The organism is Micromonospora sp. DT53 (genome assembly GCF_049841535.1).
Taxonomy (GTDB): Bacteria; Actinomycetota; Actinomycetes; order Mycobacteriales; family Micromonosporaceae; genus Micromonospora.
This window is the reverse complement of record NZ_JBNCKM010000001.1, coordinates 866,988-888,751: the sequence shown is the minus strand read 5'-3', so window position 1 is coordinate 888,751 and position 21,764 is coordinate 866,988. Positions and strand designations below refer to the sequence as shown.

General features: G+C 73.8%; 14 protein-coding genes. 9 read left to right on the top strand and 5 right to left on the bottom strand.

Annotation, left to right across the window (positions count from 1 at the left end; all coding sequences use genetic code 11):
• Nucleotides 1-214 precede the first annotated feature (214 nt).
• The 6 genes from ACLQ3B_RS04200 to ACLQ3B_RS04175 all read left to right on the top strand — a co-directional run bounded on the left by ACLQ3B_RS04200 (nucleotide 215) and on the right by ACLQ3B_RS04175 (nucleotide 11,553).
• Entirely contained in the window at nucleotides 215-3,169 is a 2,955-nt protein-coding gene (locus ACLQ3B_RS04200) for a tetratricopeptide repeat protein (protein WP_425777465.1), read from the top strand.
• 193 nt (nucleotides 3,170-3,362) lie between these two features.
• Nucleotides 3,363-5,990, top strand: coding sequence for a fibronectin type III domain-containing protein (locus tag ACLQ3B_RS04195; protein ID WP_425777463.1), 2,628 nt, complete (start codon nucleotides 3,363-3,365; stop codon nucleotides 5,988-5,990).
• Between the two features lie 27 nt (nucleotides 5,991-6,017).
• Nucleotides 6,018-7,013, top strand: coding sequence for an AAA family ATPase (locus ACLQ3B_RS04190; protein ID WP_112583044.1), 996 nt, complete (start codon nucleotides 6,018-6,020; stop codon nucleotides 7,011-7,013).
• Nucleotides 7,014-7,027: 14 nt separating this feature from the next.
• Complete coding sequence (locus tag ACLQ3B_RS04185) at nucleotides 7,028-8,269, top strand: DUF58 domain-containing protein (protein ID WP_425777461.1); 1,242 nt, start codon at nucleotides 7,028-7,030, stop codon at nucleotides 8,267-8,269.
• Nucleotides 8,263-10,602: a transglutaminaseTgpA domain-containing protein gene (locus tag ACLQ3B_RS04180; protein ID WP_425777460.1), complete on the top strand. Its 2,340-nt coding sequence runs from the start codon at nucleotides 8,263-8,265 to the stop codon at nucleotides 10,600-10,602. The genes ACLQ3B_RS04185 and ACLQ3B_RS04180 overlap by 7 nt, the downstream gene beginning before the upstream one ends.
• A 147-nt stretch (nucleotides 10,603-10,749) precedes the next feature.
• Nucleotides 10,750-11,553 carry a class I SAM-dependent methyltransferase gene (locus ACLQ3B_RS04175; RefSeq protein ID WP_425777458.1) on the top strand — a complete coding sequence of 268 codons (804 nt, stop codon included), beginning with the start codon at nucleotides 10,750-10,752 and terminating at the stop codon, nucleotides 11,551-11,553.
• A gap of 3 nt (nucleotides 11,554-11,556) precedes the next feature.
• Here the strand turns inward: ACLQ3B_RS04175 and ACLQ3B_RS04170 are convergent, their stop codons facing one another.
• Nucleotides 11,557-12,348 carry an SDR family oxidoreductase gene (locus ACLQ3B_RS04170; protein ID WP_425777456.1) on the bottom strand — a complete coding sequence of 264 codons (792 nt, stop codon included), beginning with the start codon at nucleotides 12,346-12,348 and terminating at the stop codon, nucleotides 11,557-11,559.
• On the bottom strand, nucleotides 12,345-13,328 hold the full coding sequence (locus tag ACLQ3B_RS04165) for an LLM class F420-dependent oxidoreductase (RefSeq protein WP_425778051.1): 984 nt from the start codon (nucleotides 13,326-13,328) through the stop codon (nucleotides 12,345-12,347). Before ACLQ3B_RS04165 ends, ACLQ3B_RS04170 begins: the two co-directional genes overlap by 4 nt.
• 154 nt (nucleotides 13,329-13,482) lie before the next feature.
• On the opposite strand from ACLQ3B_RS04165, the gene ACLQ3B_RS04160 reads away from it, so the two are divergent.
• Both ACLQ3B_RS04160 and ACLQ3B_RS04155 read left to right on the top strand, forming a co-directional pair.
• Nucleotides 13,483-14,703 carry a low temperature requirement protein A gene (locus tag ACLQ3B_RS04160; protein ID WP_425777454.1) on the top strand — a complete coding sequence of 407 codons (1,221 nt, stop codon included), beginning with the start codon at nucleotides 13,483-13,485 and terminating at the stop codon, nucleotides 14,701-14,703.
• Between the two features lie 47 nt (nucleotides 14,704-14,750).
• Nucleotides 14,751-15,614 carry a DUF1028 domain-containing protein gene (locus tag ACLQ3B_RS04155; protein ID WP_425777453.1) on the top strand — a complete coding sequence of 288 codons (864 nt, stop codon included), beginning with the start codon at nucleotides 14,751-14,753 and terminating at the stop codon, nucleotides 15,612-15,614.
• A 93-nt stretch (nucleotides 15,615-15,707) separates the two neighbouring features.
• On the opposite strand, the gene ACLQ3B_RS04150 is transcribed toward ACLQ3B_RS04155, so the two are convergent.
• A complete protein-coding gene (locus tag ACLQ3B_RS04150; protein WP_425777451.1) occupies nucleotides 15,708-16,376 on the bottom strand; it encodes a maleylpyruvate isomerase N-terminal domain-containing protein in 669 nt (222 codons plus the stop codon).
• An 8-nt stretch (nucleotides 16,377-16,384) separates the two neighbouring features.
• Entirely contained in the window at nucleotides 16,385-17,272 is an 888-nt protein-coding gene (locus tag ACLQ3B_RS04145; RefSeq protein WP_425777449.1) for a phosphatase PAP2 family protein, read from the bottom strand.
• Between the two features lie 221 nt (nucleotides 17,273-17,493).
• Here ACLQ3B_RS04145 and ACLQ3B_RS04140 point away from each other — a divergent pair, with 221 nt between their 5' ends.
• On the top strand, nucleotides 17,494-18,111 hold the full coding sequence (locus ACLQ3B_RS04140) for a DUF3159 domain-containing protein (RefSeq protein WP_425778049.1): 618 nt from the start codon (nucleotides 17,494-17,496) through the stop codon (nucleotides 18,109-18,111).
• A 332-nt stretch (nucleotides 18,112-18,443) separates the two neighbouring features.
• Here the strand turns inward: ACLQ3B_RS04140 and ACLQ3B_RS04135 are convergent, their stop codons facing one another.
• Nucleotides 18,444-21,350 carry a glycoside hydrolase family 48 protein gene (locus ACLQ3B_RS04135; RefSeq protein ID WP_425777447.1) on the bottom strand — a complete coding sequence of 969 codons (2,907 nt, stop codon included), beginning with the start codon at nucleotides 21,348-21,350 and terminating at the stop codon, nucleotides 18,444-18,446.
• Nucleotides 21,351-21,764: the final 414 nt, after the last annotated feature.

The following is a 21,764-nucleotide window of genomic DNA, read 5'->3' as shown; positions in this document are numbered from 1 at the left end:
TCGCCGACCAGATGATCTTTCCATCCGGTGGTCGGCACGGCGGGCCGCACGGGGAGTTACTGTACACGCCGCCCGTGGATCATGCACATCGCCTTCCGGTGCCCCTTCCCCGGCGCTCCCGCCGCTGCTCAAGCCGCCTCAAACAGCCGCACCGACACATCGCCGAGGCGTGTACGGGTAGCGTCCGGCGGCCCTCTGACGGCAGCATTGCCACGTGTCCCATCCCTCCCCCTTGGCAGCCGCCCAGCACCGAGCCCTCGCCCTGCGCGCCGCGGGCGATCTCAGCGCCGCCCGGCAACTGCTCGCGGAGGCCGCCGAATCCGCTCCCCCGCCGTACGGTGCCGACCATCCCGAGGTGCTGCACACCGCGCATCTGCTGGCGCGGCTGCACCGGGAGGGGGACGACCCGCTCGCCGCCCGCCGAGTGTTGGAGGAGGCGTTCGCGGCGGGCGAGCGGCGCTGGGAGCACTCCGACCCGCTGATGCTCGCGCTCGCCTTCGAGCTCGCCGAGGTGGCGGAGGAGTTGGGCAACCGGCACGAGGCCCGCCGCAACTACACACGCGTCGCCACTGCCGGGCCCGCCGCGCTCGGCGAGAACCACCCGGCGGTACGCGCGGCCCGCGACTACCTCGGCCCACCCGCGTCGACGCCGGGCGAGCAGCACCCCGCGCCGACTCCCGGTCCGGGCCTGGTCACCGAGCCGGGTGCCCGGTCGGCGCTGTCCGGCCCGACCCTGTCGCTGGCCACCCTCGCCGCGATGCGGCCCTCCGCCGGTGGTCCGCCGCCGGCCGTCTCACCCTGGGCGCCGCCGCAACCGCCGGCCACACCCCAATCAACCCCTCCAGCGGTACGCGCACCAGCCACACTCACGCCGCCCGGCGACGCCTCCGCGGCACCGATTCCGGCCCCTCGGGCGACGCCCGTTCAGCCGGCAGCCTCCTCGATCGCGCCAGCACGGCTAGGCCCGCCGTCGGCCGCACCTACGCCTGCGATGCCGCCAAGCCCGCGCGTCGACGCGCCACCGGCAACCTCGATGCCACCCCGTCAACGCGCCAGCGAGCAACCACCCGGGCCACCGCGCCCGGGCCTCGACCAGCTGCCCTCCGGTCCCGCGACGCCGCCCGGCCGACGCTCCGACGGGCAACTGTCCGGACCGTCCCGGCCAGCGGTCGACCCGATGCCCCGGCCGAGGGCCGAGGGTCCGCCGACAACGACGGCCGCGCAGCAGCCACCACGCCGACCGCCGTCCGGGCCACCACGTCAGCGGGTGGCCGACCAGGCGACCCCACCGGTGGTCGACGTGCCACCCTCACCGTCGGCCCCAACCGCCTCGGCGTCGACCGCCCCGCCGGCAACACCGGCGGTGCCGGCACCGCGCTGGGACGACCCCACGATCCGGGTACGGCAGATCGAGCCGCTGCTCGCCGAAGAGGCCGCCCGAGCCGCAGCCCGGCCAACCGCGCCGACCGCGTCGCACAATGTGTCCGGTGCCGAGGCGGCATCATCGGGCGGGCCTACCCCGACCGTCGACCACCCGGGGCCGGCGTACCCGCTGAGCGGACCACCGGCCCACCCCATCAGCGCACCGCAGGTGACCCCACATCCAATCTCCGCGCCCCCCAGCCAGCCGTACCCGGTCTCCGGACCACCGGCCCAGCCGTACCCGGTCTCCGGACCACCGGCCCAGCCGTACCCGGTCTCCGGACCACCGGCCCAGCCGTACCCGGTGTCCGCACCACCGGCCCAGCCGTACCCGGTCTCCGCACCACCTGGCTACGGCCAACCCGTCTCCGCGCCACCCGGCCACAGCTATCCGGCCTCCGGACCACCCGGCTACGGCCAACCCGTCTCCGCGCCACCCGGGCACACCTACCCGGTGTCCGCACCGCCCGATTTCGGGACGCCCGTCTCAGCGCCGCCCTACGGACCACCCGTCTCCGCGCCTCCGGTGAGCGCACCGCCCGTACCGCCCTGGGGGTTGACCGCACCGCCCTGGAGCAGCAGCGCCCCACCGCAACCCCTGGCCGCTCCAGGTGCCGACCCCTCCGTCCTGACCACGACTCCCACGCAGGCCGCGACGGGTACACGGGACGTGACCGCTACGGGCACAACGACCACTGGGCAGACCACGATGGACGCGGGCGGTGCGGGCGGTGCGGGCGGTGACTCCGGGCTGGGCATCCTCGACGCCCCGGCCACGCCGACCTGGCAGGCCAGCGGCGCGCTGTCCGACCAGACCGAGGTGTTCCGGCCCGTGCCGTCGCACGGCGGCCCGGCCGGGGTTGAAACCAGCCCGGGCTGGCCCACCGCCGCCCAACCCGCCCCCACCGCCGCGCAGCCGAACCCCACCGTCGCCCAGCCCGCCCCCACCGCCGCGCAGCCGAACCCCACCGCCGCGCAGACGAACCCCACCGCCACGCAGGCCAACCCCACGGCTGCCCAGGCGTACCCGAGCATCGCTCAGGCGAGCCCCGTCGCCGCGCAGCCCAGCCCCGTTGCGCAGCCGGCCTGGTCCCCGGCCGTCGGCGCCGACCTGGCACCGTCAGCCGCACCGCCACCGGTCCAGCAGTACCACCAGCAGCCGCCCCCGGCGCCGTACCCGACCCAGCACCAGTACCAGGCGCCGTACCCGGGTCAGCAGTACCACCCGGTGCCGGACGCGCACCGGCCGGCGTACGCCGATGAGGGCGGGTCGACGGGCCGCAACCGGGCGGCGCTGATCGGCGCGGTCGTGGCGGCCGGGGTGGCCGTGGTGGCGGTGGCGGGCCTGGGCGCGGTGGTGCTGACCCGTGACGACCCGCCGCCGACCGGGGCCGCGCCGACGGCTGCGGCACCGGCACCGACGGCGGCCGGGCCCGCGCCGGGCGACCTGAAGCTGCGCGACGATTCGACAACGATCACGTTGACCTGGACGGACCCGACCGGCGGCGCGGTGCCGTTCATGGTCGCGGCAGGGCGGGCCGGGCAGGCGCTGGGCGTGATCGCCACCGTGGACCCGGGCCGGACCAGCTACACGGTCAACGGGTTGAACTCACGAGTGGATCACTGTTTCACCGTGTTGGCGGTCTACTCCACTGACAGCTTTGCGACTTCGGGCCAGGTCTGCACCGCGCGCGAGCGCGAAGCCACGCCGAGCGGGACGCCCTCGGGCCGACAGTCGCCGCGCTGAGTCGCGCCGGAACCGGGCCGAGTCAAGCGGAAACCGGGCTGAGCTGGACGTCCACAACGCACACGCTCGGTATCCACAGGGGTGACGGTGCGGGTTCCCCCGCCACCACCAGCGCCATATGATGGCACCCGGCTCAGGGGAGGGGTCGCCGTGAGGCGCGCCACCTGCCACGACTCAGGGGAGGCAGCCGGCTGTGGCCAGCATCGACGACGCCGTACGGACCGAGGCCCCCCGCTCCCGGTCCCGGCTGCGCGGCGGGCTGGTGACCGTGGGCACGGTGGCCGCGCTGCTGGCCGCCATGGGGCTGACCGTCCTCGGGTTGGGCGCGGCGGACAACGCGGTGGCCAACTACGACGCGAGTTCCTGGTTGTGGAGCGCGGCGCGCAGCGAGTTGGCCCGGGTCAACGGGGTCACCGCCCGGGTGGACACTCGCACCGAGATCCCCGGTGCCCGGCAGCATCCGATGCAGATCACCCAGACCGACCGGCTGCTGCTCCTGCGGGACCTGCAGACCGGGCAGGTCAGCTCCCTGGATTTGGCCACCCTCCAGCTCAGCGCGACCACCCGGACCACCCCCGGTCTGGGCGTGAGTGTCGCCCTGCACGAGGACGCGGCGTTCGTCGTCGACGCCGTGCAGGGCATCGTCCGGCAGCTCGACCCGCGATCGCTGACCCCGGTCGGCGAGCCGGTGCGCTATCCGCCGGGCATCACCGGCGGCACCTTCGACGGTAAGGGTCGGCTCTGGATCGCGGTGCCCAGCGAGGGCACCGTCTCGGCGATCACCGCTGCCAAGCTGCCGTCCGCGCCGGCGTCGGCCGCGCCCGCGGGCGTCGGGCTCAGCCCGCAGCGGGTCGAGTCGTACGACGTCGCCGACGCCAGCCACGAGTTGGTGGTCTCCACCCTGGACGACGGGGTGGCGGTGCTCGACCGCACCGCCGGGAAGCTGGTGCGGGTGCAGCACGGCGAGGTTCACCCGACGCCGCTGACGCTGTCCGGCCCGGCGGCGCTGCCCGCGCGCACCAGCGGGCCCCGGGTGCCGGTCACGGTGACCGCCGACCGGCGGGTGCTGCTGATCGGTGACGGTGGGCAGGAGAACGCGTTCACCGTGCCGGGCGAGGGGGATCGGCTCAGCCCGGCGGTGGCCTGGGCGAACCGGTTCTACTGCGCCGACGAGGCCACCGGCACCATCTACTCCTTCGACGCGGCCGGTCAGCTGGTCGAGACCATCCGTGGGCGGGCCAACGGGCCGCTGGAGTTGGAGGTCCGGGAGAACCACCTGTTCATCAACTCGCCCGACTCGGCGACCGCCCGGGTGGTGGACGACAAGCACCAGGTGCGCGAGGTCAACAAGTACGCCAACGACGTGCTCGGTGGTGACCCGCCGCCGGTTCCCCCGCCGCCGCCTCCGCCGAAGAAGCCGCGGGTGGGCAAGCCGAGCGCGCCGCGCAGCGTCACCGCCGCCGCCGGAAACGCCCAGGCGCGGGTGAGTTGGCGGCCGGCCGCCGCCAACGGCGCCGAGATCATCAAGTACGTGGTGGAGGGCGCCGACAAACGCCTGGAGGTGGGCGCCAACCAGCGTGCGGTGGAGGTCAAGGGTCTGACCAACGGCGAGACGTACCGGTTCGCGGTGCACGCTGTCAACGCCAAGGGCGACGGCCCGCCGCGCACCAGCAACCCGGTGACGCCGACCGCCGCGGTGCCCGACCCGCCGGCGAGCGTCACCGCCCAGGAACGGCCCGACGGCACGGTCCTCGTCAAGTGGCCGGCGGCGAACGGGCAGGGCAACACCATCGCGAGGTACGCGGTGACGGCCAGTTCGGCGGGGACGAACGCGCCGGCCGGTGAGTCGACCAAGACGGAGCTGGTGGTGCCCGCCGGTGAGCTGGAGTTCGGCACCCAGTACGCGTTCACGGTGGTGGCGGTCAACAGCAAGGGCGCCGGGTCGGCGGCGTCCCCGGTCAGCAACACGGTGGTGCCCTTCGCGGCGCCCGGTCGGCCGCTCGACCTGCGCGCCGGCACGGTCGCCAACCAGCCGGGCGCGGTGACGGTGCAGTGGGCGCCGGCCGAGGCCAACGGTCGGCCGGTGACGAAGTACCTGGTGGACGTCGGTGGGCGGGTCAGCGAGGTGACCGACACCCGCACGACCGTCACCGGGCTGGGCAACGGCCAGAACGTCACGGTGAAGGTGAAGGCGGTCAACGAGGCCGGCCCGGGCCCGGAGGCCACCGCCACCGCCCGCACGGTGGCCGAGCCACGGGTCACCGTGACCGGCTCGTCGTCGACGGCCACCGGGGCGACTGTCACGTTCACCGTGGACGCCGGTGGCGGTCAGGCCACCTGCGCGCTGAGCACGACGGGCGAGCCGACGAAGGCCGGGGCGTGCTCCAGCATCACGATGGCGGGCCTCACGCCGGGCACCAACTACACGTTCACGGTGACGGCCACCAACGCCGCCGGTAAGGGCACCGCGACGCGGGCCCAGAAGACGCAGCCGCTGTACGGGATCGCGACCTGCCGCAACGGCGCATCGGGCCCGGAGGCGAGCTATTGCACCCGGGAGATTCCCGGCGACCGCAACGGCAACGAGATCTTCGAGGTCACTCGGCAGGACAATGACCGGCAGGCCGGCTGGGTGCCCAACGGCCAACGCTTGCAGGCGTACTGCAAGAAGTCGGGCGAAGAGGTCTACGCCTACATCTACAACAACGACAAGCGCAGCACCTGGTGGGTGCAGGTCAACTACAAGGGAAAGAACTACATCCCGTGGGCCTGGCTCAACCTGGAGGGCGGCGACACCATCAACGTCCTGCCCACCTGCTGAAACACCAGGCGAGGAGCACCACCGACCGTGAACACCCACGAGCCGCTCACCCAGCCGGAGGTGCAGGGTTTCGCCGCCCTGGCCGCCCGGCTGGCCGAGAACGTCAACGCGGTGGTGCTCGGCAAGCCACAGGTGGTGCGGCTGGCGCTGACCGCGCTCTTCGCCCAGGGTCACGTGCTGCTGGAGGACGTGCCCGGCGTCGGTAAGACGACCCTGGCGCGGGCCATCGCCGCCACGGTGAAGGGTGAGTGGCGGCGCATCCAGTTCACGCCCGACCTGCTCCCCTCGGACGTGTCCGGCGTGACGATCTTCAACCAGGCGACCCGTGACTTCGAGTTTCATCCGGGGCCGGTCTTCGCCAACATCGTCATCGCCGACGAGATCAACCGGGCGTCGCCGAAGACCCAGTCGGCGCTGCTGGAGGTGATGGAGGAACGCACGGTCACGGTGGACGGGGTCCGGCACCCGGTGCCGTCGCCGTTCCTGGTGGTCGCCACCCAGAACCCGGTGGAGATGGACGGCACCTACCGGCTGCCCGAGGCGCAGTTGGACCGCTTCCTGGTGAAGCTCTCCGTCGGCTACCCGGACGAGGCGGTCGAGGTCGAGGTGCTGCGCGGCGCGACCGTGCGGTCCCCGGAGGCGCTCGCCCCGGTCACCGACACCGCCACCGTCGGCGAGATGGTCCGGATGGCCCGCCGGGTGCACATCGCCGAGCCGCTCTACGCGTACGCGGTCCGGTTGGCCGCGGCCACCCGCACCCACCCGCAGGTGCGTGTCGGGGTCAGCCCCCGGGGTGTGATCGCGTTGACCCGCGCGGCGTGCGCGTACGCGCTGATCGACGGGCGGGGCTGGATCATGCCGGAGGATCTGAAGGCGCTCGTCGAGGCGGTGTTCGCTCATCGGCTGCTGCTCACCCCGGACGCCCAGGTGCGCGGGATGACCCCTGCGGAGGTGCTGCGCCAGGCCGTCGCCTCGGTGCCGGTGCCGCTGCCGTCGGGGCAACCCGCTCCGGTGCAGGGCTGACCGGCAGCAGCGCGATGGGGATCACCGCCCGTGGGGTCGGGCTGCTCGTCGCCGCCGTGGTGCTGCTGGCTGCGGGTTTCCGGTTCGCGTACCCCGAGTTGACGCTACTCGGCGCGGCGGCCGGCGCGGCAGTCGGCTACGCCGCGCTTGTCGCGGCCTGGCGGCCCCGACTGACGGTGACCCGCCGCGCGGACCCGGACCGGGTGGCGCGCGGCGAGCCGGCGAGCATGTCGTTGACCGTGCGCAACACCGGGCGGCTGCGGTCGGCGAACCTGCTGGCCGAGGACCGGTGCGGGGAGCGGACCGTGCCGGTGCCGGTGCTGCGCCTGCGACCCGGCCGGGACACCGAGGTCCGCTACGACGTGCCGACCGACCGTCGCGGGGTGGTGCCGGTCGGACCGCTGCGGGTGACCCGGCGCGACCCGTTGGGGTTGGTGGCGCTGGCCCGCCCGTACGGTGCGGCCGTGCCGGTCTGGGTACACCCCCGGATCCACCCGCTGACCGCGGTGCCCCGCGGCTCGGGGCGCAGCCTCGATGGCCGGCTGGACGGGGTCCCGCACGGGTCGATCACGTTCGACTCGCTGCGGGAGTACGTGGTCGGCGACGAGCTGCGTCGGGTGCACTGGCGCACCAGCGCCCGGGTGGGTGAGCTGATGGTCCGGGAGAACGTGGACACCAGCCTGCCGCGCCTGGTCGTCCTGCTGGACAACCGCGTCGCCGCCCACCCGCAGCGGGTCGGCGGGGTGGCCGAGTCGTTCGAGTCGGCCTGTGAGGCGGCGGCGTCGATCGTCACCGCCGCGCGCCGCGCCGACCTACCGGTGTTGTTGCTGTTGGTCGCCACGGAACCGGCCGAGCCCACACAGCCGGCGGGGCCGGCCGAGCCGAAAGGGCCGGCGGGACCGGCGGAGCCGAAAGGGCCGGCCGAGCCGGCGGAGGTCACGACACGCGGCGGCGCGCTCGGGCCGCTGGACCGGCTCGCCGCCGCCGAGCTGTCCGACGATGGTGACGCGGTGCGGGCGGCCACCACCCGGCTGCGGCAGGACCGGCTCGGCGACACGCTGATCTTCCTGACCGGGCCGGGTGGCCGGGACGAGCTGGGGCACGTCGGGGCGCTGCGCGGGGCGTACCCGTCGGTGCTGGTCGGGGTGTTCGGCGCGGCCGAGCCGACGCCGCCGGGCACCGCCGGGCTGGTGGTCGTCGACGCGGCGGACGGCGCGCAGTTCGCCGCCGAGTGGGACGGGGTACGCCGGTGGTGACGGGCGCCGTGCGGGTGCTGCGGGCGGCGGTCCTGCCGCTGACGCTGATCGGGCTGACGGCGCTCGCCGGGGTGGTGCTCGGTCGGGTGTACGCCGGTGGCCTGCTGACCTGGCTGGTCATCGGCGCGGCGGCGGGTTCGGTGCTGGTCAGTGTGGCCGCCCGGCGGCTGCCGTCCTGGCTGGTGGCGCCGGTGTCGGTGGCCGCGATGGCCGGCTGGACACTGTGGTCGTTGCGGCTGGCCGCCACCCGCGCCGAGTTGCCGGGCGGCCTGCTGGAGGTCGCCGCGGACGCCGCCCGCAACGGCATCCCCCGGCTGCTCACCGCGATGATCCCGGTGGAGCCCACCCCGGACACCGTGCTGGTGCCGGTCGTCGCCGCCTGGCTGGCCGGGCTCACCGGCGCGGAGGTGGCGCTGCGCACCGGCCGGGTGCTGCTGGGTTACCTGCCGGCGGCGGGGCTCTACGCCGCCGCCCTCTACGTGGTCGGCCCGAACGCCGAACCGGCGGTCGGGTCGACGCTGGCGTTCGTCGCGGTCGCGGCCCTCGGCCTGGCCACGGCCACGCGGACGGCGCCGGGCGGCGGCGATCCGACCGCCGAGCTGACCCCCCGGGTACGCGCGGCGGTGCGGCTGCGGCTGGCCACCAGCGCGGCGCTCGGGGTGGCCCTGGTGGTCGGGTTGGTGGCGTTGCTCGGCCCGGTCGTCGCGGAGCAGGTCGACGGCCGACCGGTGGACCCGCGCCGGTACGTGGAGCCACCGCAGGTGCAGACGCTCGACGAGAACCCGTTGATCCGGATCTCCGGCTGGGCGCTGCACCCGGAGCAGAAGCTCCTCGACGTGAGCACGGAACGCCCCGACGCACCGCCCGAGGCCAGCCCGGCGGCGGGCACCGCGCGCAGTGTGCGGATCCGGTTGGCGGTGCTCAGCGACTACGACGGCGTGACCTGGCGGGTCGGCGCGACGTACCGCAACGCCGGTCGGATCCTGCCGGCCGCGACTGCGGCCCGGGACAGCACCCTGCAGACGGTCCGGCAGCAGATCAGCGTGGCCGAGTTGAGCGGTCGGCTGCTGCCCGCCGTGGCGACGCCCCGGGAGGTCAGCGGGGCGCGGGTGGCGTACGACCCGGCGAGCGGGACGCTGATCCGGCCGGAGGGGCTGACGCCGGGGCTGCGGTACACGGTGACCTCCGCCGAGGAACGCCCGGACTCGAACCTGTTGGCCACCGCGAACGTGCCCGCCGGCGACGAGGTGGCCCGGGTGCTGCGGGTCGCGGACGGGGTGCCCGACCCGATGCGCCGGCTGGCCACCCAACTCGCCGAGGAGAACGGCGCGCCGTTCGCGCGGGCGTCGGCGATCGAGCAGTTCCTCGCCGAGCACTACCGGGTGGTGGCGGACGCGCCGAGCGGGCACGCGTACCCGAATCTGGGTTTCTTCCTGTTCGGGCCCCGCAACGGCGGCGGGCAGGAGGGCACCTCGGAGCAGTTCGCGGCGGCCTTCGCGGTCCTCGGCCGGCTCTCCGGGCTGCCCACGCGGGTGGTGGTGGGCTTCCGGACCAGCGGTCAGGGGCCGGTGCTGGCCGGCGACGCGTACGCCTGGCCGGAGGTGCTCTTCGACGGGCTGGGCTGGGTGGCGTTCGACCCGCTGCCCCGCCCCGATGACGAGCCGAGACCGGTGGAGGAGGATTTCCGCCCGACGCCGGAGGACCCACCGCCGTCGGAGGCGCCGGCACCGACCGCGGAGCCGAGCGCGTCGCCGGAGCCGGTGGCCGCCGCCGACGCCCCGCCCGGCCCGGACGGGGTCTCCGCGCCGGTGCTGGTCGCCGGCGGCAGTGGCGGCCTGCTGCTGGTGGTGGGGGCGCTCCTGCTCACCCTGTTGGCGATGCGCCGCTCCCTCACCCGCAGCCGACTCGTGCGGGGCGACCCCGGCCAACGCATCGCCGGCGCCTGGCGGGAGGTCACCGACGCGCTGTGGCTGGCCGGCAGACCGGTGGGGGACGACCTGGCCGCCACCGAGATCGCCGGGCACGCCCGTCGGACCCTCGACGACGCTCGGGCGGGCACGACCGGCGACGACATGACCGCCGACCCGAACGCCGTCGCGCCCACCGGCAGCACGGCGGCGGACGCGTCCGGCCCGGCGGTCGACGAGTTGGCGGCCCTGCTCAATCAGGTGGGCTTCGCCCCCGGCGCCGCGACGCCCGACCAGGCGGCTCGCGCCGCCGAGGTGGCCACCGCCTACGTGACCACACTGCGCTCGGCCCGCCCCTGGTGGCGCCGCCTGCTCTGGTCCGTGCACCCCACTCCCCTGCGCCGCGCCCGCCGCCCCCCGCGCTGATCAAGAGCTTTGCGTCGCCTGCGGGTCCACTCCTGACGCAAACTTCTTGATCACGACGGCAGGGTCGGCGGCGGCAGGGTCGGCGGCGGCCGGCCCCGGGGGCGAAACACGCTGGCGGTTGGTGTGCGCGACGACGAGCATCAGAGCGTGGACCAGCATTCGAGCGACATCGTCGACTACTACACGCAGCGCTACCGCGAGGACCAGCGGCTCACTGCCCGCCCGCAGGCGCGACTGGAGTGGATCCGCACGACGCAGCTCCTGCGAGATCTCCTGCCCGGTCCGGGCGCCCGGGTGCTGGACATCGGTGGGGGCACCGGCGAGTACGCCCGCGCCCTCGTCGCCACCGGCTACCAGGTCCGCCTCGTCGACCTGGTGCCGAACCACGTCGCGCAGGCCCGCGACGGGCACCCGCCGGTCGAGGCGCAGGTGGGCGACGCGCGTGCGCTTCCCGACCCCGACGGTGAGTATGACGCCGCGCTGCTGCTGGGTCCGCTCTACCACCTGGTACGCCGTGCCGACCGGCTACAGGCGCTCCGCGAGGCGGCCCGGGTCACCCGCCCGGGCGGTCTCGTCGTGGCCGCCGTCATCTCCCGCTTCGCCGGCCCGCTGGACTTCGCGGCCACCGGACGACTCGACGAGAGGCTGCTCGACGAGGCCAGGGCGCTGCTGAGCGACGGCGTGAACGATCCGCGGATCGGGTTCACCCACGCCTACTTCCACCGGGTCGAGGAAATCACCGACGAGTGCGCGGCCGCGGGGCTGACCGATGTCGTCGTACACGGGGTGGAGGGACCGGCCTGGACGGCAGCGGAGGCGGCGGCGAACGGGCCGGCGCCCGACGCGGTCTTCGCCGCGGCGTTGGACCTCGCCCGGCTCTACAGCAGCGAGCCCGCGCTGATCAGCTCCAGCGCCCATCTCCTGGCCGCCGGACGCGTTCCGGTGCGCTAGCGGTCAGGCGGTCAGCCGGCGGATGAGTTTGCGCATCCCGGCCTGCCAACCGTCCGGGTCCTCGGCGCGGCGGCGCGCGTAGTCGGCGACCTCCGGGTGCGGCAGGATCAGGAAACGTTCCTCGGCCAGCCCGGCGACGGCCGCGTCGGCTACCTGGTCCGGGGTGAGCACCGCACCGGACGCGGCGACCACCCGGGCGCCCAGGTGACCGTCGGCGAGCCCGTCGGCGAGCATCGGGGTGTCCACCCCCTGCGGGCAGAGCGCGCTGACCCGGATGCCCCGGTCCCGGTAGGTGATGGCCAGCCACTCGGCGAACCCCACCGAGGCGTGTTTCGTCGCGGTGTACGCGGCGTCGCCCACCGCGGTCAGCACACCGGCCGCCGAGCAGGTGTGCAGCAGGTGCCCACCACCCCGGGCGAGCATTCCGGGCAGCACCGCGCGGGCCGAGTAGACGTGGGCGAGCACGTTGACCTGCCAGGCGCGGTCCCAGCCGGCGTCGTCGACCTCCACTCCCCCGCCGGTGGTCACCCCCGCGTTGGCGCAGAACAGGTCGATCCGCCCGTACCGTTGCTCGGTGTCGGCGACCAGCGCGCGGACCTGCTCCTCGTCGGTGACGTCGAGGGCGCGGGCGTGCGCGACCGGGCCGATGCCCTCGGCCACCGCGCGGGCCGCGTCGGCGTCCAGGTCGGCGACCACCACGACGGCGGCCCCCTCGGCGGCGAACCGGCGCGACAGCGCCGCGCCGATGCCGCCGGCCCCGCCGGTGACCACCACGATCCGGTCGGTGAGGTTCACGCGGACGCCTCCACGGAGTTGGCGCCCAACTGGGCGATGAGACTGAGCCACGCGGCCGCGCCGCCGGCGGCGAGCTCCGGGGTGGGCAGCAGCGCCATGATCGGTACGTCGACACCGGCGTCGGCGTAGCGGCGCACCTCGGCGCGGCACCGCTCCGGTGAGCCGTGCAGCACCAGGGCGTCGACCACGTCGTCCGGCACGGCCGCGTTGGCGCCGCGCCGGTCACCGGCGGCCCAGGCCGCCCACATGGGCGCGAGCGCCTCGTCGCGGCCGAGCCAGCGGTGGAACTCGGCGTACGCCCCGACGGTGAGGTAGCTGGTGATGAGCCGGCGGCCCAGCGCCCGGGCGTACGCGGTGTCCTCGGTGGGGCAGACGAAGATCCGGGCGGCGACCTCGAAGCCGGCGCGGCGCTCGCCCAGTTCGGCGAGCGCACGCGGCACGTCGTCGGCGCCGAGCCAGTTGAGGATGACCCCGTCGGCCTCCGCACCGGCCAGCCGGAGCATCCCCGGGCGCAGCGCGGCGAGCAGGATCGGTGGCGGCACCGCCGGCGGTCGTTCGAGCGTGAACCGGCGGACGGCGAACGTGTCGTAGACCTCGTCGACGGTCTCGCCGCGCAGCGCGGCGTGCAGGAAGCGCAGGACGTCGCGGGTGCGACGGAACGGCTCGTCGAACGGCACCGCGTTCCAGTCCCGCACGAGCACGGGTGAGGACGCGCCGATGCCGAGGGTGAACCGGCCCGGCGCCGCCTCGGCCAACGCCGCCGCGCTCATCGCCAGCAGCCCGGGCCCCCGGGTGAAGACCGGGGTGATCGCGGTGCCGAGCCGCAGCCCGGGCTGCCAGGCCGCGGCGAGCGCCAGCGGGGTGAACGCGTCGGTCCCGGCGACCTCGGACGACCAGACGTCGGTGAACCCGGCCCGGTCCAGCGCCGCGTAGGCGGCGTCGTGCTGCGAAAGCGCGATCCCGCCCAGCGGCACCGTCATGCCCCATCGATTCGTCACCGATCGATCGTGCCCGTTGACGGAGGCCCGAGCAAGATCCCCGGGTTGGGCAGAATCGCCGGTTTCCGGCCGTGCGGTCCGGCGGGAAGTGCTACCACTTCGAGGTGGACCGGACCGACGGCGCAGGCCGCTGACCATGGGTTCCAGGGCAGCGGGACACCTGGAGCCGGTCCCGGCGGCGGTCACGCCCGGCCGGGCGACGTTCCTGGAACTCTTCTTCGACCTGGTGTACGTCTTCGCGCTCACCCGGATCTCGGCGCGCGCGTTCGAGGACCTGACCCAGGAACCGGGCCGGGAGCACGGCTGGGGGACGGTCACCGGCGGCGGCAAGACGCTGCTGTTGCTGCTCGCGCTCTGGGCTGTCTGGCAGGGCACCGCGTGGACGACCAGCCGGTACGACCCGTACCGGGTGCCGTTGCAGACCGTGGTGATCACGGCGTTGGTGTGCAGCATGGTGATGGGGGTCGCGATCCCCCGGGCGTTCAGCGAGACCTCGCTGATGTTCGCGGTGGCGTACGTGGTCGCCCAGGTGACCCGGCCGGTGATCCTGTCGATCGCGCTGGGAGCGCACCCGTACCGCCGGTTGAAGGTCCGGATGGCGGTGATCTTCGCCGTCAGCGGGGTGCTCTGGATCACCGGCGCGATGCTGAGCACCAACATGCAGGTGGTGCTCTGGTCGGCGGCGCTGGTCTTCGAGTACCTGGCCGCCCGCTGCGGCTGGCCGGTGCCCGGCCTGGGCCGTTCGACGATTTCCAAGTGGGAGATCGCAGGGGAGCACCTGGCCGAGCGGTACCAGCAGTTCTTCCTCGTCGCGCTGGGCGAGACGATCCTGGTGGCGGGTTTCGCGTACAGCAGGGGGCCGTACGAGAAGGGGCACGCCTGGGCGTTCGGGCTGGCGCTGGCCACCTCGATCATGCTGTGGCGCATCTACGTCCAGCGGGCTGGGCGGATCCTGGGCGAGGCGGTGGTGAAGGCCCGCCACCCCGCCACCATCGGCCGGTCGGCGGCCGACACCCACCTGGTGATGGTGGTCGGTCTCGCCGCCACCGCGATCGGCTACGAGCTGATCATCAATCATCCGCTGGAGCGGATCCCGGGGCCATGGCTGGCCATGGTGCTCGGTGGCCCGGCGCTGTTCCTGGCCGGGCGGGCCCGCCTGGAGTACGAGGTGTTCGGGCGGGTCTCCCCGTCCCGGTGGATCGCCATCACGGTGCTTGTGGTGTCGTCGGTGCCGCTGCTGTTCCTGCCCGGTGTGATCGCGACCGCTGTCGGGGCGCTGGTGCTGGCGGCGGTCGCGGTGATCGACGCCCGTCGTGCCCACGGGGCCCCACCGGAGCCCGCCGCGCCACCGTTCTGAGCTTCGCGTGCGGACGTCGGGGCGGCGTGGACGGTTACCCTCGGCCGGTGACCTTCTCGCTCGTCGCCCGTTCCGCCGACGGCCGCCTGCACGGCGTGGCCGTCGCCAGCAAGTTCCTCGCCGCCGGGGCGTTGGTGCCGGCCGCCGCGGCCGAGGTGGGCGCGCTGGCCACCCAGGCGCACGTCAACCTCGCCTACCGCCCGCAGGGCCTCACCTTGCTGCGCACCGGCGTGGCCGCCGCCGACGTGGTGGCCGGGCTGATCGCCGCCGACCCCGAGCGGGAGCACCGCCAGCTCGGTGTCGTGGGGGCCAACGGAACGGGCGCCAACTGGACCGGGCCGGCCTGCCATCCGTGGGCCGGCGGGCGGACCGGCGACGGCTGGGCCGCACAGGGCAACGTGCTCACCGGCCCGGAGGTCGTCGACGCCCTCGGTGCGGCCTGGCAGGCGGGAACGGCGCTGCCGTTCGCCGAGCGGCTGGTCGCCGCGCTGCGCGCCGGCGACGAGGCCGGCGGCGACCGGCGTGGCCGGCAGAGCGCCGGCCTGCTGGTGGTCGAGCGCGGCGGCGGGTACGGCGGCACCAGCGACGTGGTGGTGGACCTGCGCGTGGACGACCACCCGGACCCGGTCGCCGAACTGGGTCGCCTGCTCACGGTGCACACCATGCTGTTCGGCCGGCCCGACCCGGCCACCCTGCTCGACCTGAGCGGCGCGGTCGCCGCCGAGGTGGCGGCGTTGCTCGGCGCGCTGGGCCACCCGGTGCACGGAGACGGCACGGAAGCGGCGTTGATCTCCTGGGCCGGGTTGGAGAACCTGGAGGAGCGCCTGGTGCCGGGGCGGATCGACCCGGTGGTGCTCACGCACCTGCGCGGTGTCGCCCCACATGTCCCCGCGCCGCGCTCCGCGACCTGACCGGTCAGCGGGAGCCCGGGGCCAGCAGCGAACGGCAGCGGTCCCGCACGGCCGGGGCCAGCAGCGAACGGCAGCGGTCCCGCACGGCCGGGGTCAGCGGCCGAAGGCGAGCCAACGGAAGCCGGCGGTGTCGATCGCGGTCCGTTCCGCGGCGGTCAGCACCGCCCGGCCGGTGGCCTTGCGGATCAGGGTCAGCCGGTCCCACCTCAACCCGGCTGGTGTCGGTCGCCCCCCGGTCAGCAGGTCGCCGATGACCACGGCCGCCGGTGGGGTCAGCCACGGCGGCCGGCCCAACGCGGCGGCCAGGTCCAACCCGTGCACACCCACCTCGACGACCCGGGTCCGCAGGAACTCGTCGAGGCGCATCGCGTCGCCGTGGCGGGTTCGCACCACCCGGTCCGGCGGCGCGGCCGCGACCGCCGCCTCGGTGGCCCGCCAGGCCCGGTCGAACTCGGTCGCCAGCGCCGCCCGACCCACCCGTAGCGCCTCCCGTTGGCCGCCGGCGATCCGGTCGGCGTCGACCTCGGCGGTGAACTTCGCCGTGCCGAAGTAGTCGGCGGCGTCCACCTCGGCGCGTGCCGGGGCCGGCGCGGCGAGCATGCCGGTCAGCCGGCCGACCCCGGTGCGGATGTGCGCGATCAGGTCCCGGACGTCCCACGGAGGGCAGTCGGTGGGTCGGTCGAGGTCATCGTCGGCCAGCTCGGTCAGGGTCTCGGTGAGCCGCGCGCACTCGGCGGAGAACGCCGCCCGGATCGGACGCACCGGACGGCTCAGCCCTTGACCCGTGGCACCAACCGGTGCACGACGGTGAGCACCAACGCCATCACCACGGCCATCGTGCCGGCGATCCCGGCGGCGCTGCCCGCGTACCCGACGAACAGGGGGCGGCGGGCCAGCTCCTCCGGCCCGGTGCCGCGCAGGTCGATCAGCCAGGACAGGGCGAGCCCGGAGACGACCAGGGCGAGTACACCGCCGAGCCCGAGCACCAGCGCCGCGATCCGGTGCGCGTCGCCGGGGGCGATCTCGGCCTGCTCCCGCTGGGTCACCAACAGGAGCAGCCCGGCCAACGCCGCCCACACGCCCACCACGAGGTACGCGGCGACCGCGTCGCTGGGCCGGTGCCAGCCGGCGGAGAGGGTGGCGACTCCGGCGACGGCGGCGTAGCCGGCGCCGATGAACGCGCCGACGGCCCGCACCTTGCGCGGCAGCACGAGCATCAGCGCGACCGCCACCGAGGCGGCCACCGTGGTGTGCCCGCTGGGCAGGCTGTTGCCCACCGCGGCGCGCGCCGGGTCGAGACCGTAGTCGGGCCGGTTCAGCCCGTACTTGAGCAGTTGGGTCGTGACGTTCGCTCCGGCGATCAGCAGGGTCGCGGTGATCGCCAGGGCGATCCGCCCCCGGATCAGCGCGATGAACCCGATCATCGCGGTGGCGGCCAGCAGCGAGACCACCGACATCGCGTTGAGGATCCGGTCCACCGGACCGTCGATGGTGTCCTGTCCGATCCGGTTGCCGGTGAGGGCGACAGTGTCCACCCACTGGCCGATCTCGAGGTGCACGGCCACCCGCCACACGGCGAGGAAGGCAGCCGCCTGGACAAGGGCCAGTACGACCAACCAGACCGCGGTCCAACCCCGTGCCGTCGCGCGCATCCGCACACCGTAGCGGCAGGTGTCGGCGGTCCGAGCGGTGGCCCGCCGCCAATGGCCGGTTAGGTTGTGCCGGAGGCGAGGAGGCGGTGGTGGACGGAACACCGGAGCGTGACGGCGGCCCGGCCGAACCCGGTCCGGAGCAGCGTGCGGGCGCCGACCCGGAGTCGGGTCCGCCCAGGTGGGCCGGTGCCGACACCGGTCCGGGAGGGCCGTCGCGGGCCGAGTCGCTGACGGATCTGCTCGGCGGGCGACGCGGTGCCGTCGACGCGACCCTGCCGCCGCTGGCGTTCGCGGCGGGCTGGCTGCTGGGCGGCGAGTCGCTGTGGGGCGGGGTCGGCGCGGCGCTGGCCGTCGGCGCGGTGGTGGCCGGCGTACGGCTGCGTCGGGGTGACCGGCCGCGCTCGGTGCTGATCGGGCTGCTGGCCGTCTGCGTCGCGGCGTTGATCGCGGTACGCACCGGCCGGGCCGAGAACTTCTTTCTGATCCAGGTGCTGTCCAACGCCGCGAGCGCTCTGGCGTGGACGGTCAGCGTCGTGGTGCGCTGGCCACTGCTCGGCGTGCTGGTCGGTGCGGTGCTGGGCCAGCGCGCCCGGTGGCGGCGCGACCCGGCGCTGCTGCGCGGCTACGGCCGGGCCAGTTGGGTGTGGACGGCGACCTACCTGCTGCGGCTCGCCGTGTTCGTGCCGCTCTACCTGGGTGGGCAGGTGCTCGCGTTGGTGGTGGCCCGGGTGGCGCTGACCTGGCCGCTGGTCGCTGCGGCGCTGGCGCTGAGCTGGGTGGTGCTGCGGCGATCACTGCCGGCCGGGCACCCGGGGCCGCGTCACCCGGTTACGCCGCCGCGCTGACCCGGCCCGCCGGCCTCAAGGCGGAAAGGCGGCCGGGCTCCTGACAAAAAAGTGGAGAGGCCGCCACGGGGGGAGCGGCCTCTCCGGTGACGTACGTTACTCCGTCACGGTCCTCGGTGTGATCCCGCGAGGGCCCGAATTTCTGGGCTTTTTCGCGACTAGCTCCAGTCCGGGCGGTGGGGTGGGCCGACCGATCCGCTGCGTCGGCCAGATGGCCGGCCCACCCCGGCCTGACCGTGGGTGTCAGGCCGTCCGCCAGCCCCGGTCCGTCGTTCCCCGGACCCGGGCCGGACCCCGGGGTGGGCGGTCCACGCCGCCCACCCCGGGTCGTTTCAGCCGTTCGGGAACAGGCTGCCGTAGTCGGCGTACGCCATGGCGATGTCAGCCTGCGCCCAGAACCGGTGGTAGTTGAAGCTCGGCTCCGGACCACCGTCCAGGTATGCCTGCACCTTGGGCCAGTCCGGGTCGTTCTTGTAGAAGGACCGGATGTCGAGGAAGCTCTTGCCGGCGGCGATGGTGTCGCCGTTCGGCATCTTCCCGGTCCAGCCCGGCGGGACGTAGAGGCCCTGCCCGGTGGACGCGTTGTAGACGTCGTCGAAGCGCCGGTAGTCGCCACGCTTCTCGGTGGTGGAGACGCCCTTGGCGTCGCTGGCGGCCGACAGCGCGTCGAGCAGCCCCTTGGCGGTGTCCTTCGCCGCCGCGTTGCCCGACTTGGCCGCGTACGCGATCAGGGTCCGGGCGTAGGCGGCGGCGACGCCGACGTCCTGGCCCTTCACGGTGACCTCGACGTGCAGGTTGGTGTTGGGTTGCGGGCTGGACGGGTTCCAGGTGGTCGGCTGACCGGTCCACGCCATGTCCGACGGGATCGACCAGTTGGTGCCGACCGTGGTGTTGGCGATCGCCCACGGCACCCACTTGTCCAGCAGCGCCTTGGCCTTCGCGTTGCCGGTCTGCAGGTACAGCTCGGCGATGCGCTGCATCGACCAGGCCTGCATGCCGAACCACTGGTTCGACGGCGGGTCGTTGTAGACCGGGTCGACGTCGTAGAACATGCCGTAGAAGGTGCTGGTGCCGGCCGGCGGCTGGGCGTAGCTACCGTCCCAGCTGTTGGTGGCGCCACCGGCGATGCCGCCCTCGGCGGACTGCAGCCAGGTGTAGAACTCCAGCTGGCGCTCGAAGCTCTTGGTCCAGTCGGCGACCGCGGTCGACGACTGCGGCTTGAGCTCCGGGGTGTTGGTCAGCGCCCAGGCCGCGAACGGGTTCTGGTAGCCGAAGTGGTTGTGGCTGGAGCCGATCCGCCAGGACCAGTTCTGGCTGGCGTCGTACGCGCCGCCCCAGGCGTAGTACCAGGACAGCAGGTAGTGCGCCGAGTCCTTGCCGCTGCCGGCGGGGCAGGTGCTCGCCCCGACGCAGTTGCCGATCTTCTTGAAGTACTTGTCGAACATCGCGTACCGCAGGTAGTCGCCCATCTTGGCGGCCTTGGTGATGGTGGCCGCGACGTCGGCCTGCTTGTTCTGCGCCTTGGCCCAGGTCAGCGCCCAGTACGCGGCCTGCACGGCGCGGGCGTCGGCGTCCGGGGCGTTCGTGTACTTCCACTGCTTGGCGGGGGCGCCGGTGTCCTTGACGAACAGGTCGAGGTAGCCGTACTGACCGCCGTGCTTGAAGGTGTCGCAGGACGGCTGCGGGACGGTTTCCCACACCGACTCCTGGGTGCCCCGCTGGAAGGTGTTGATGTAGGCCGGCTTGGTGGTGCCGTCACCGCAGCGACCGAAGCCGTAGGTGTTGTCGACGTCCATCAGCCAGTGCATGCCGTAGATGTCGCCGGTGCCGTAGGTGGACTGCAACTCCGAGCGGAGCGGGTCCTGACCGACCGAGATGTTCGGGTTCAGCGCCGACGGGTACTGGCTGGGCAGGTTGTACTCCGCGGCGTACTGCGGGGTACCGGCAGACCCCGCAGTGGGCTGGTCTGAATGATTCGGAATTATATATTTTTCCATCACCGTCCAGGCGTTGTTGAACGGGGCCCAGTTCTGGGTGACCCGCCCGTAGTTCGCCTCCAGCCAGAGCCAGAAGCTGAACGCCTCCGAGGTGGTCTCGTGACCGTGGTCGGGTGCTTCCACGATCAGCGTTTCGACCGAGTGGTACGGCACGCCCTCGGGGCTGAAGTAGCCCGAGTTCTTGATCTTGCCGTACTGCTCCAGGAACTTCGCGATGTAGGTGTTGTCGCCACCGGGGGTGTCGTTGTCGATCTCGGTGGCGGTGACCGCCAGCGAGGCCAGACCGGTGGCGGAGGCGGTGATGGTGGCGGCGCCGCCTGCGGTGTCGCTGTCCTCCGCCGCGGCGACCGTGACGGTGACACCGGTGTTCCAGTTGCTCGGGGTCAGCGTGGCGGTGGTCGGCGAGACCGTGACGTCGGCGTCGCCGGTGCGGGTGAGGGTGACCGGCACGTTGGCCGTCGGCGCGGCGCTGAGCTTCAGGTTGAAGGTGGAGGTGCCACCCTCGGCGACGCTCACCGCGGACGGCGTGGCGACAAGCGTCGGGCCGTTGGCGGCGCTGACGGTGAACGCCTTCTCGTCGACCCCGATGCCGTTGGCGTTGTCGTACGCCTTGGCCTGCACCGTGTAGCTGCCGGCCGGCAGGTCCTCCTGGGTGTAGGCGTACGGGGCGCTCGTGTCGGTGTTGATCAGCAGTCCGTTGCGGTAGAACTCGACCTTGCTGATCGTCCCGTCCGGGTCGCTGGCGGTGGCGGTCAGCGGCACGTCGGCCGGCGCGGTGAACGGCCCGCTCGGCAGGCCGAGCGAGACCGTCGGCGGCTGGTTGGCCGGGGTGCCGTTGCAGGGGGTGCCGTTCAGGGTGAACGCGGTGGGCTTCGGGTTGCTGCCCGTGTGGGCGCCGTTGAAGCCGATGGTGGTGGAGGCCCCGGTGCCGAGGTTGCCGTTGTACGACTCGTTTGTCGCGGTGACCGCACTGCCGGTTTGGCTGAACCGGGCCGACCAGCCCTGGGTGACCCGTTGACCGCTGGTCGGGAAGGTCCACTTGAGCGTCCAGTTGCTCACCGGGTCGCCCAGGTTCTTGATGGTGACGTTGGCGGTGAAGCCGTTGTTCCAGTCGTTGGTCGCGTAGACCACGTCGCAGGCGGGCGCGGCCTGCGCGGCGCCGGCAGGCAGTGTCACCCCACCGATGGCGAGCAGCGCGGCGGCGGCGAGCGCCACGCGGCGGCGTATTGCCAGTTGTCTCATGTGCGCGGTGTCTCCTCGGACCAGGCCGGGATGGTCCCCGGCGAGGCGCCTGCCCGCGAGGGTGGTGGTCCGCGGGGATGTCGAGGCGCCGGGAAGGTGGTCTTCCCCGGGCCCGGCCGGGGTTGGGGCGATGCGGCCCGCACGGGAGGGGGTCCCGCCGGCTGATCGGGTGACCGTGACCGGAGCTGGTGCTGCCGGCTGCCCTCGGTGGACCCGCACTCACGCGATGTGGCTCCTGTCGCGTCGAATCGACAGTGTGCCATGGAAGCGCTCCCACAACAAGCGCACGGAGCGATGGATCAGCTCCTTGTTTCGATCTCGTTTTGGGTCTTTCACAAAGGCGTGACGGGCGTTACAGTCGCAACATCGGTCGATGGGAGCGCTTCCATCGACAAGGTTCCAAGAAGAAGATCG

Coding starts and splice junctions, on each gene's coding strand:
- ACLQ3B_RS04185 (WP_425777461.1), top strand. CDS start 7,028: ATGGGGATCACCGCCCGTGGGGTCGGGCTGCTCGTCGCCGCCGTGGTG.
- ACLQ3B_RS04165 (WP_425778051.1), bottom strand. CDS start 13,328: ATGACGGTGCCGCTGGGCGGGATCGCGCTTTCGCAGCACGACGCCGCC.
- ACLQ3B_RS04160 (WP_425777454.1), top strand. CDS start 13,483: ATGGGTTCCAGGGCAGCGGGACACCTGGAGCCGGTCCCGGCGGCGGTC.
- ACLQ3B_RS04135 (WP_425777447.1), bottom strand. CDS start 21,350: ATGAGACAACTGGCAATACGCCGCCGCGTGGCGCTCGCCGCCGCCGCG.